Here is a 10,589-nt window from a genome sequence, read left to right on the forward strand (position 1 = left end):
GCCGCCCGTGGCGCGGGTGCCGCCGGCGCCGCCAGCGCGATGGCGGCGCCGCGGCTCGCCGCCATCTTGCTCGGCGCGGCCTGCGTCGCGTGGACGGCGACCCCGCTGCTGCACAGCGGCCTTGCCGAGTTCACGCTCACGGTGGCGATCGCGGCGGTCACCATGGGCGCGCTGCGGCTGGCGCTGTCGGAGGTGCCACTGCCGGAGGACAACTACTTCCTGCCCGCTCCGGTCCGCGCCTCGCTGCAGTTCCTCGCCGTGCTGCGGCTGCTGCCATGGGAGGAGGTCGCCGTGGCGGTGCTGCTCTGGCTCGAAGTGCAGCACCCGGCCAGGCCGGGGTACACCGCGGCGCTCGGCGCGGGGCTGGTCGGCTACCTGCTCGCCGTGCACATCGCCGAGTCGGGCGCCCCGGCCGCCGGGCTGCTGCGCCGTCAGGCCAAGGTGCTGACCGCGGGCGCCTGCCTGCTCGCGCTCGGCGCGGGCGCCGCCTACCTGCCCGCCGCCGGCCCCGGTGCCGGGGCCACGCTGCTGCGCGTGCTGGCCGCCGCGGCGGTCATCGCCGCGGCGGCGCTGGTCCTGCCCGGCTGACCGCCGGCCAGTGCCCGCCAAGGGGTCGCCGACGCGGCGAGGTTGCGGCACGATAGATGGCCGTGATCACGATCCTGCTGCGGGTCTTCGGGGTGCCGCACCGGCGGCACGTGGCGAACCTGCTCGGTGCCGCCGTCGCGGTCGTCGTGCTGGGCGCCGGGCTGTTCTCGCTGGCCGAAAGCCTGCCGTTCACGACCTCCTTGTACTGGGCCGTCACGACGGCGACGACCGTCGGCTACGGTGACATCACGCCGCACAACCCGATCGGGCGGCTGATCGCCTCGCTCGTCATGCTCACCACGATCCCGATGCTCGCGGCGGCGTTCGCGCTCGTGTCGGGCGCGGCCGCGGCCGCCGGAGTCCGGAGGGTTCTCGCCATGCACACCCAGTTCCCCGCGGGCACGTACCGTCTCGTGGTCGGGATGAACGCGACCGTGCCCGCGATCCTGCAGGAACTGGCGGGCGCGGGGATCCCCGTGGTGCTCGCCGCCGACGTCGACCCGGCGGCTGTCCGCGGCGGCGTGCACGTCGTCCGCGGCGACCCGACGGAGGAGGACACGATCAGGCGGGCCAGGCCGGCGGGCGCGGAGCAGGCCCTCATCACCGGCAAAAGCGATGGGGACGTGCTGGTCAGCGCGGTGCTGCTGCGCAAGCAGGCCCCCTCGCTGACCGTGACCGCGCTGGTCAGCTCCCCGTCGGTCCGGGAGGCGCTGCGTGACCTCGGCGTCCGGCAGACGGTGTCGGCGAGCGAACTGCTCTCCCGCACGCTGGCCGCCAGCCTCGAGACCCCGCACGCCGGTGAGATGATCTCCCAGCTCATCGGGAACCGGGACGCGCTCGCCGAAATCGAGGCGGCAGGCACCGCGGTCGGAAAGCGGCTGAGCGCGATCAGGAACGAGCGGGCCGGCCTCGTGCTCGGCCTGGTCAGGGGCGGAGAGTTCACCCTCGGCATCGCCGAGGACCCGGTCGTCGCGGCCGGGGACCGGCTGCTCGTGGCCGAGGCCACCGGCCATGCCTAGCCGATCGCGTGGACCGGGTGCCCGTCCTCCAGGTAGACGAACCCGTGGTACCGCGATACGGCGCGCACGCGGCGCCGGATCGGGGGCCTGAGCAGGGCAAGCGCGCTCTCCACCGGGGCGAGCCTGTACTCGGCGATCTCCTCGGGCTGCACGGCGATCGCGGCCAGGGCCGCGTCGTCAGCAGGCCCGCAGTCGAACAGGAACCGGATGCCGCCTGGGTGGCCGGGACGGCCAGGGCGGAAGTCGACGCAGGCCAGCCGGCCGGTGCTCACCTCGATGCCGCACTCCTCACGCACCTCGCGCCGGCACGCATCCCACGGCGTCTCCCCGTCCGCCTCCATGACGCCGCCGGGGATCGTCCAGCCCGTCTTGTACGTCGGCTTGAGGATCAGCAGCCGCCCGGCGCGGTCGAAGATGAGCGCCCCGGCAGACACCGGTATCGTCGGCAAGTCGGCAACCGCCATACCGCGGTCATTCCCGCAATCGGGTCACTTAGCCAGGCAGCCGCCGTCGGCGACCAGGGTCTGGCCGGTCATGTAATCGGACGCGGCCGAGGCGAGGAAGAGCGCCGGCCCTTTGATCTCGGCGGCCTCCGCGATCCGGCCCATGGGGATGAAGGCGCTGATCGTGGCGCGGACCTGCGGGTCGTCGATCGCGCCGCGGCTGAGGTTGGTCTGGTAGAACCCGGGGCACAGCGCGTTGACCTGGATTCCCTGCGTGGCGTACTCAAGCCCGAGCTCGCGGGTCAGGTTGACCACCGCGCCCTTGGCCGCGTTATACGCCAGGGCGGGGAACAGGCTGGACGAACCGGCCAGGCCCCAGATCGACGCGATGTTGATGATCTTGCCTGACCGCTGGGCGACCATGACCTTGAGCGCCTCACGCGCGCAGAAGAACACGCCATCCAGGTCCACGTCAAGCACGGCCCGCCAGTTAGCGGTCGGGTACTCGTGCAGCTGCAGCGCCTGCGGGTCGGCGATTCCGGCGTTGTTGAACAGGATGTCCAGCCTGCCGAGAACCGCTACGGTGCGGGTCACCATCGCCGCGACCGCTGCCTCGACGGTGACGTCACAGCCGATCGCCACACCGCGCCTGCCGAGCCCTTCGACGGCCGCGGCCGTCGCCTTGGCCGACTCCTCGTCGATGTCCGCGCAGGCGACATCCGCGCCCGCCTCCGCCATCGCCTCGCTGAACTGCCTGCCCAGGCCGCTGCCGGCGCCGGTGACCAGCGCGACCTTGCCATCAAGCCGGAACAGATCCATCGGGTTACCCACGGCTTCCTCGCTGTCTTTCGACCACGCCTGCCTTCCTGCGTACCCGCCGCCGCGCGGCGGCGGTAGAGGAAGTTTGCGGCGTTGCGCAAAACCACAACCACGGTGGCGCACCGCACCATGCGCACCACAAACCAGGTGAAGCCGGTCGTGCCTGTGCAGCACAATGGCTGGGTGACCACCGCTGGCGGGAAGCCGCAGTGAGCCGGCTCGCCGACCTGGTCGCGCCGGCCCGCCTCGGCCGTGACTTCCGCTGGCTGCTTGCCTCGTCCTGGGTGACCAACCTTGGCGACGGGATCACGCTTGCCGCCGGGCCGTTGCTTGTGGCGTCCCAGACGCGCAACCCGCTGGCCGTGGCGATGGCGGCCTTCCTGCAGCGGCTGCCGTGGCTGCTGTTCGGGCTGTACGCCGGCGTGGTAGCGGACCGGCGCAGCCGGCGGGCGATCGTCATCGCCACCGGGCTTGCCCGGGTGGTGATCCTGCTGCTGCTCATCGCGTCCATTCTCACCCGCCGCGTCGACACCGCGGTGGTGCTGGCCGCGCTGTTCCTGTTCGGAGTCAACGAGGCCTTCGGCGACACGACGACGGCCACCCTGCTGCCGATGCTGGTCGGCAAACGCGACCTGGGCATGGCGAATTCGCGCGCGCTCACCGGCGTGGTCGTGTGGAATCAGCTGGCCGGACCGCCCGTCGGCGCCGCGCTGTTCGCGGCGGGGAGGGCGCTGCCGTTCGTGAGCGAGACCGTGTGCGTGCTCGCCGGCGTGCTGGCGATCTCGCGGGTGCGGCTGCCGGTACCAGGGCCGGCGGCGCCGGCCCGGGTGCGCGAGGACATCCGCGAGGGGTGGCGCTGGCTGTGGGCGCACCCCGCGGTCCGGACGCTGGCGATCACCATCTTCACGTTCAACGTCACCTTCGGTGCCGCGTGGTCGGTGCTTGTCCTGTACGCGCGGGAGCGGCTGGGCATGAGCGCGCTCGGCTTCGGGCTGATCACCACCGCGATGGCGGTGGGCGGCCTGCTTGGCACCGCGTCCTACGGCTGGCTGGAGCGGCGCGTCCGGCTGGGCGTGATCATGCGGGGCGGGCTGATCATCGAAACACTGACCCATCTCGCGCTCGCGCTGACCCGCTGGGCCTGGTTCGCGCTGATCGTCTTCGTGATCTTCGGCGCGCACGCGTTCATCTGGGGAACGACCTCGACAAGCGTGCGGCAGCGGGCGGTGCCCGCCGAGTTCCAGGGCCGCGTCGGCAGCGTCTACCTCACCGGCATGGTCGGCGGCATCGTGATCGGCTCGGCGATCGGCGGGGCCGTCGCCTCGGCGTGGGGCATCACCGCGCCCTTCTGGTTCGCCTTCGCCGGCTCGGCGATCATCCTCGCCCTCATCTGGCGTTCCCTGTTGCACATCGCGCACAGCGACGAAAGCCTCCGCGCGGACGTGAGCATCCCGGCCGCGGACGCGGCCGGCGGCGTGCCGGCCGACCGCGGCCCTAACCCGGCGGCACGCTAGGGGATCAGCACGACCTTGCCGCGGACGTGGCCGCCCTCGACCTGCCTGTAGGCCTCCCGGACCTGGTCGAGCGGATAGGTCGCCGCGATCGGGACCTCAAGTTCGCCGGCCGCGATGAGCCCGGCGAGCTCGGCGAGCGTCGCGGCGCTTGCGCCTGCCGCGTTGCCCTCGGCCTTGACGCCGTACTTCTCGACGGCATCGAACCGGACGATGGTGTCCACCCGGGACGGGACCACGTCGAGCTCGTTGACCGCCAGCTCGACGTAGTCGCCGCCGTAGGTGTCGATGAACGCGTCCACCCGCGGCGCGGCCTGCTTGATGCGGTTGGCCACGCCGGCGCCGTAGCTCAGCGGGAGCACGCCGTGCTGCTCCAGCCAGCCGTGGTTGGCCTGGCTGGCCAGGCCGACCACCGTGGCGCCGGCCCGCCTGCCGAGCTGGACGGCGAGCGAGCCGACGCCGCCGGCCGCGCCGGAGACGACCAGGGTGTCCCCGGGCCGCAGGCCGACCGCGCGGACCGCGGCCCACGCGGTGAACCCGGCGACCGGCAACCCGCCCGCGGCTGCCCACGGCACGCTGGCGGGCTTGCGCGCCAGGTTCGACGCCTCGACCACCGCGTATTCCGCCTGGCTGGAGCGGGTGTCGACCCAGCCGATCACCTCATCGCCTGCCGCGGCGCCTGTCACGCCCTGGCCGAGCTCCGCGACGATCCCGGCCAGGTCGCTGCCCTCCCCAGAAGGGAACGTGGCCGGCCAGCGCGAGTGCAGGAACCCCTCCCTGACCTTGGCCTCGCCCGGGTTGACCCCCGCCGCCTTCACCTGGACGAGAACCTGGCCGGGACCAGGAACCGGCCGCGGAACCTCGACGACGTTCAGGACTTCTACCGAGCCGTACTCGCTGAACCGTACCGCCTTCATGTCCGCCGCCTCCGTGTGACTTCGCTGCGCATCCTGTGGCTGCCCCGCCCGCGTTCCCCGGGTCCGCCCCGACGCCCACCGCTAACTCCCGCCCCCGGCTCGTTATGCCCGGCGCGGTTGGGCCGCACGCGCCCGTTACAAACCTGGCCGCAGCGGGGGAAGATGAGGCTGTGTAACACGGCCGACACCGTGGGTTAGGCGGGTACGAGAGCGCGGGAGGCTGCATGCCTGAGATCGTCCGGGCTGCCCTCGTCCAGCAGGGCTGGACGGGCGACAAGGATTCGATGACGGCGGCCGCGGTCGCCCATGTCGCCGCGGCGGCCGGCGCCGGGGCGCAGGTCGTGTGCCTGCAGGAGCTGTTCTACGGCCCGTACTTCTGCCAGGTGCAGGACGCCGGCTACTACTCCTACACCGAGGCGATCCCCGACGGGCCGACCACCAGGCTCATGCAGGACGCCGCCCGCCGACACCAGGTCGTGCTCGTCGTGCCGATGTATGAGGAGGAGCAGCCCGGGCTGTACTACAACACCGCGGCGGTCATCGACGCCGACGGCAGCTACCTGGGCAAGTACCGCAAGAACCACATCCCGCAGCTGCCGGGGTTCTGGGAGAAGTTCTACTTCCGGCCGGGCAACCTCGGCTACCCCGTGTTCGACACCGCGGTCGGGCGGATCGGCGTCTACATCTGCTACGACAGGCACTTCCCGGAAGGCTGGCGGGCGTTCGGCCTCGCGGGCGCGCGGATCGTGTTCAACCCGTCCGCGACCAGCCGGGGGCTGTCCTCCCACCTGTGGCGGCTTGAGCAGCCGGCCGCCGCGGTGGCCAACCAGTACTACGTCGGGGCGCTCAACCGGGTCGGCGTCGAGCCGCTCGGCGACAACGACTTCTACGGCCAGTCCTACTTCGCCGACCCGCGGGGCCAGCTCGCCGGGCAGGCCGCCTCGGACACCGAAGACGAGGTGGTGGTCCGCGACCTGGACATGGGCAGGCTCGCCGAGGTCAGGGACCTGTGGCAGTTCTACAGGGACCGCAGGCCCGACTCCTACCAGGAGCTGGCCCGGCCATGAGTCCGCCGCCCCGTGGCGTGGCCTGCGCGCCAATGACTTGTGCGTCGTGTCGACTGGCCACTGTCCGTTCTGCTTCAGGGAACAGAAGGAGCTCGGACGGGCAGACTTTGCAAAGATCCCCGACGGGATCCCTGGGGTGGAGCACCGGTCTACGACCCGGCCGCGCGGCAGACGCACCGGGGCACGGCGGGTACCTCCCGCGCGACCTCAATCGATATCTCACCTGAACGGGCCCTGCTTACTGCCCGGCACAGGTGACTGCGGAGGGGACCATGGATTTCGGGGTGGTGCTGCGGCCCAATCCGCCGGCCAGCGGCGTCGTGGCGATGATGAAGCTGGCCGAGAGCGCCGGGTTCGGGTACGGGTGGACGTTCGACTCTCACGTGCTGTGGCAGGAGGCGTTCATGATCTACCCGCGGGCCCTCGCCGAGACGTCGGCGATGATCGTCGGGCCGATGGTGACCAACCCGAGTACCCGGGACTGGTCGGTGCTCGCGTCGATGTTCGCGACGCTCAACGACGAGTACGGCAACCGGACGGTCTGCGGCATCGGCCGCGGCGACTCGGCGCTGCGGTGCATCGGCCTGCCCCCGGCGTCCCTGGACGCCGTGTCGGCCGCGATGACGGTCATCAAGGGGCTCGCCGAGGGGCGCGAGGTGATCCACCACGGCCGGCCGGTGCGCATCCCGTGGGCTCGGGGCGGGTCGCTGCCGATGTGGCTGGCGGCGTACGGGCCGCGGGCGCTGCGGCTGGCCGGGGAGCGGGCGGACGGGTTCATCCTGCAGACCGCCGACCCGGACATCGCCCGCTGGACGTTCGGCTCGGTACGGGCGGCGGCGGCCGAGGCGGGGCGGGACCCGGGGTCGATCGCGATGTGCGTCGCCGCGCCCGCCTACGTGGGCACGGACCTGGGGCACCAGCGGGACCAGCTGCGCTGGTTCGGCGCGATGGCGGGCAACCACGTCGCGGACCTGGTCGCCAGCTACGGGGAAGGCGGGCTCCCCCGCGCGCTGACCGGGTACATCGACAAGCGCCCGGCGTACGATTACAGGCAGCACGGGCGGGCGGACAATCCCGCTGCGGACTTCGTGCCCGATGAGATCATGGACAGGTGCTGCCTGCTCGGGCCCGCGCCGGCGCATGTGAACCGGCTGCGCGAGCTGGCGGAGATCGGCGCGGACCAGTTCGCGCTGTACCTGATGCACGACGACGAGGAGGGCACGCTTGAGGCCTACGGCGACGAGATCATCCCCGCTTTTCGCTTATCTTCCGGCTGTCGTGACTTATCCTACTAAATAGATCGTAATTATTGACAAGCCTGGACGGGGATGGCACGCTGGGACGTGCGTCCCCGTCGGGTGGCCTCGCGGGGACGCCCACGGATCGACCTGGAGGTGCACGTCATGCCGAGCGCGCGGGCCAGCACCGCCGGGCATACCGCGGCAGGACCAGGCGCCGGCGGCCAGGACGTCGCTGGCGCCCGCCCCGCCGACGACGACGACGGCGCGGGCGGCGCGGTCCCGGTACTGCGGACGGCCGATGAGGCCACCGCGGCGGCGCGGGCGTACGCCGAGTCGATCGCGGACGGGGTGATCGAGCGGGACCGGGCGGGGGCGAGCGCGCCGCCGGTCGCCGAGCTGGCGGCGCTTGACGCCAGCGGGCTGCTGGCGATCACGGTGCCGCGCGCCGCCGGCGGGCCGGAACTCGGTGCCACCGTGCTTGCCGAGGTCGTGCGGACGATCGCGGCGGTGGATCCGTCGATCGCCCAGGTGCCGCAGGGGCACTTCCTTTTCGTTGACGCGCTCGCCGTCTGGGGCTCGCCGGAGCAGCAGCAACGGCTGTTCGGCGAGGTGCTGCGCGGAGCGCGGCTGGGCAACGCGCAGGCCGAACGCGGCGGGCTGCACGCGCAGGACCTGAAGACGCGGCTGCGAGGCTTCCCTGGCGCCGGCACCGGTGCTTTCGGTCCCGGCGCCGGCGCCGGACCTTCCTGGCCGCGCCTGCACGGGCGCAAGTACTACACGACAGGATCGCTCACCGCGCGCTGGATCGGGGTCACCGCGCTCGACGACAGCAACACGCTGGTGCTCGCGTTCGTCCGCAGGGACGCCTCCGGCGTGCACGTCGACGACGACTGGAACGTCATGGGGCAGCGGGCCACGGTCAGCGGCAGCGCGACGTTCGACGACGTGCCCGTCGATCCCGGGCTCGTCGTGCCCTACGCCCGCGCGTTCGAGGTTCCCCAGCAGCTTGGCGCGCGGTCTCAGCTCGTACACGCCGCGATTCAGGCCGGGATCGCCCGCGGGGCGCTGAACGACGCGGGCGCCTTCGTGCGGACCAAGGCGCGGCCGTTCTTCGAGGCCGCGCGGGCCGGCTGGGCGCACGCGGCCAGCGAGGACCCGCACACGATCTACCGCTACGGCGAGCTGGCCACCAAGGTCAGCGCGGCCGAGGCGCTGCTCGCCAGCGCGGCCGCCACGCTTGACGAGGTCGGCCGGGTGCCCGCAGGCGAGAAGGAGGCCGGCCGCGGCTCGCTCGCCGTCGCGCAGGCGAAGGCGTTCGCCAGCGACGTCGCCGCCGAGGTGGCCGGCGACCTGTTCTCGCTCAGCGGGGCCAGCGCGACCGACGAGAAGTACGACCTGAGCAGGCACTGGCGCAACGCGCGCACGCACGCCAGTCACGACCCGGTGGCCTGGAAGTACCACCACGTCGGGAACTTCCTGCTGAACGACGTGCTCCCGCCGAACCACGGGCAGCTCTAGCCGATGACCGCACTCGATGAGACCCGCGAGGTCTCGGCCGCCGCGCTGCGCGACGCGATGGGGCACTTCGCCACCGGGGTCACGGTCGTCACGTCGGTCGGCGCGAACGGCGAGCCCGTCGGGACCACCGCCAACGCGGTCTCCTCGCTGTCGCTGGACCCGCCGCTGGTGCTTGTCTGCTTCGACCTGGGCAGTTCGACGCTGCGGGCGATCCGCGGCCACGGCGCGTTCGCGGTCAACGTGCTCGGCCACCGGCAGCGGCACCTGTCGGCCAACTTCGCCAGGCGCGGCCTGTGCGCGGCCTGGGACGGGGTGCGGCACCGCCGCGGCCTGACCGGCAGCCCGCGGCTGGACGGCGTGCTCGCGGTCGTCGAGTGCACGGTGGAGCACGCCCTCCCCGGCGGGGACCACGAGATCGTCGTCGGCCGCGTCCGGCACGTGGAAACCAGCGGCGACGGGACACGGCCGCTGGTGTTCTGGCGGGGCAGCTACGCCTCGCTCGGGGAGCAGCCGCCCGCCTAGCGCACCGGCTGTGCAGGCGCCGGCGGCGCGCATATCACCCGGATCTGCATTCGCATCAGCACCATTTTGCTCTCCGCCATCCCATGATCGCGAAGACAATTTTCATGGTGAAGACATGTGGTGCCTGGATATGCGAAAAGTCTTCGCGATCATGGCCGACGGCCGCGGCGCGGCGCAGATGGTGCGGGCGGTACGCACCGCCGACGGCCCGTGAGGCAGCCCACGCTAACCTGACATCGTGAGTGCGGGGCAGTCCTGCATCGAAGCCGGTCCCGGCCAAGGGGTCTTGGCCCAGCTCCTGCCCAGGAGGTGCCACATCCCCGTCGATGCGGTTGAACAGGAAGAGTAATGACAGAGGCCAATTTCCTGACAGGCAGCAGCGGTCTCATCGCCGTGGACAAGATCGGCAATCACGTGCTGTTCCTCAACCCGGTCACCTACGACACCGAGCTGACGCTCGACGGCTTCGCGCCCAGAGTGCACGAGCTGCTCATCTCCCCCGATCACCGCTTCGCGTACGTTCCCGTCTACGGTGACGGGATCCACGGGAACAACCCCCATCCCGGTCACCTTGTCGCCCGGTTTGACCTGCGGAAGCGACGGCACGACGGTGACTTCAGCACGTACCCGTACCTGGCTCCGCACGGCCTGCGCTGGGGTGCCCGCGGCCAGCTGTACTGCGTGTGCGAGAACAGCGGCGTGGCGCTGGAGATCGACCCCGAAAGCGGCGAGATCGAGCACGTGATCGAAGTTGGCTCCAACAAGGCGCACCGTATCGAGGTGCTGCCGGACGGCAGCAAGCTGTACACCGAGAACGAGGAGGACACGTTCGGGACCGTCGTGGACCTGGCCACACGGCGGGTGATCAAGAAGATCCCCACGCCGAACGGCTCCGCCGGAGTCGGCATGTCTCCCGACGGGCAGACGGTCATCTACGTCGACGC

Annotated in this window: 10 protein-coding genes and 1 pseudogene; 8 read left to right on the forward strand and 3 right to left on the reverse strand. The window is 71.8% G+C overall.

All coding sequences use genetic code 11. From position 1 onward, the window contains the following. Both Q1N79_RS27985 and Q1N79_RS27990 read left to right on the forward strand, forming a co-directional pair. Positions 1-588, forward strand: a pseudogene (locus tag Q1N79_RS27985) (hypothetical protein); the annotation flags it as partial. A gap of 62 nt (positions 589-650) precedes the next feature. Further along, the gene (locus Q1N79_RS27990) at positions 651-1,607 is read left to right on the forward strand and encodes a TrkA family potassium uptake protein (protein ID WP_300614054.1); all 957 of its coding nucleotides are present in this window, start codon (positions 651-653) and stop codon (positions 1,605-1,607) included. Here the strand turns inward: Q1N79_RS27990 and Q1N79_RS27995 are convergent. Together Q1N79_RS27995 and Q1N79_RS28000 are read right to left on the reverse strand one after the other, a co-directional pair. Then, a complete protein-coding gene (locus tag Q1N79_RS27995) occupies positions 1,604-2,071 on the reverse strand; it encodes an NUDIX hydrolase (RefSeq protein ID WP_300614055.1) in 468 nt (155 codons plus the stop codon). The genes Q1N79_RS27990 and Q1N79_RS27995 overlap by 4 nt on opposite strands. 24 nt (positions 2,072-2,095) lie before the next feature. Next, positions 2,096-2,869, reverse strand: a complete 774-nt coding sequence (locus Q1N79_RS28000; protein ID WP_300614056.1) for an SDR family NAD(P)-dependent oxidoreductase — start codon at positions 2,867-2,869, stop codon at positions 2,096-2,098. 209 nt (positions 2,870-3,078) lie between these two features. On the opposite strand from Q1N79_RS28000, the gene Q1N79_RS28005 reads away from it, so the two are divergent. Further along, on the forward strand, positions 3,079-4,383 hold the full coding sequence (locus tag Q1N79_RS28005) for an MFS transporter (RefSeq protein ID WP_300614057.1): 1,305 nt from the start codon (positions 3,079-3,081) through the stop codon (positions 4,381-4,383). On the opposite strand, the gene Q1N79_RS28010 is transcribed toward Q1N79_RS28005, so the two are convergent. Then, positions 4,380-5,297 carry an NADP-dependent oxidoreductase gene (locus Q1N79_RS28010; protein WP_300614058.1) on the reverse strand — a complete coding sequence of 306 codons (918 nt, stop codon included), beginning with the start codon at positions 5,295-5,297 and terminating at the stop codon, positions 4,380-4,382. The genes Q1N79_RS28005 and Q1N79_RS28010 overlap by 4 nt on opposite strands. Before the next feature lie 224 nt (positions 5,298-5,521). Between Q1N79_RS28010 and Q1N79_RS28015 the strand changes: the two genes are divergently transcribed. The 5 genes from Q1N79_RS28015 to Q1N79_RS28035 form a co-directional block, all read left to right on the forward strand. Further along, complete coding sequence (locus tag Q1N79_RS28015; RefSeq protein WP_300614059.1) at positions 5,522-6,364, forward strand: nitrilase-related carbon-nitrogen hydrolase; 843 nt, start codon at positions 5,522-5,524, stop codon at positions 6,362-6,364. Positions 6,365-6,636: 272 nt separating this feature from the next. Continuing rightward, a complete protein-coding gene (locus tag Q1N79_RS28020; protein ID WP_300614060.1) occupies positions 6,637-7,659 on the forward strand; it encodes a TIGR03842 family LLM class F420-dependent oxidoreductase in 1,023 nt (340 codons plus the stop codon). A gap of 108 nt (positions 7,660-7,767) precedes the next feature. Next, the gene (locus tag Q1N79_RS28025) at positions 7,768-9,123 is read left to right on the forward strand and encodes an acyl-CoA dehydrogenase family protein (protein ID WP_300614061.1); all 1,356 of its coding nucleotides are present in this window, start codon (positions 7,768-7,770) and stop codon (positions 9,121-9,123) included. Positions 9,124-9,126: 3 nt separating this feature from the next. Further along, a complete protein-coding gene (locus Q1N79_RS28030; protein ID WP_300614062.1) occupies positions 9,127-9,645 on the forward strand; it encodes a flavin reductase family protein in 519 nt (172 codons plus the stop codon). Between the two features lie 348 nt (positions 9,646-9,993). Then, the coding region (locus Q1N79_RS28035) for a hypothetical protein (protein ID WP_300614063.1) at positions 9,994-10,589 on the forward strand (596 nt) is incomplete at its 3' end.

Source organism: Trebonia sp., assembly GCF_030042015.1.
Taxonomy (GTDB): Bacteria; Actinomycetota; Actinomycetes; order Streptosporangiales; family Streptosporangiaceae; genus Trebonia.

Coding starts and splice junctions, on each gene's coding strand:
- Q1N79_RS27995 (WP_300614055.1), bottom strand. CDS start 2,071: ATGGCGGTTGCCGACTTGCCGACGATACCGGTGTCTGCCGGGGCGCTC.
- Q1N79_RS28000 (WP_300614056.1), bottom strand. CDS start 2,869: ATGGATCTGTTCCGGCTTGATGGCAAGGTCGCGCTGGTCACCGGCGCC.
- Q1N79_RS28010 (WP_300614058.1), bottom strand. CDS start 5,297: ATGAAGGCGGTACGGTTCAGCGAGTACGGCTCGGTAGAAGTCCTGAAC.
- Q1N79_RS28015 (WP_300614059.1), top strand. CDS start 5,522: ATGCCTGAGATCGTCCGGGCTGCCCTCGTCCAGCAGGGCTGGACGGGC.
- Q1N79_RS28020 (WP_300614060.1), top strand. CDS start 6,637: ATGGATTTCGGGGTGGTGCTGCGGCCCAATCCGCCGGCCAGCGGCGTC.
- Q1N79_RS28025 (WP_300614061.1), top strand. CDS start 7,768: ATGCCGAGCGCGCGGGCCAGCACCGCCGGGCATACCGCGGCAGGACCA.
- Q1N79_RS28030 (WP_300614062.1), top strand. CDS start 9,127: ATGACCGCACTCGATGAGACCCGCGAGGTCTCGGCCGCCGCGCTGCGC.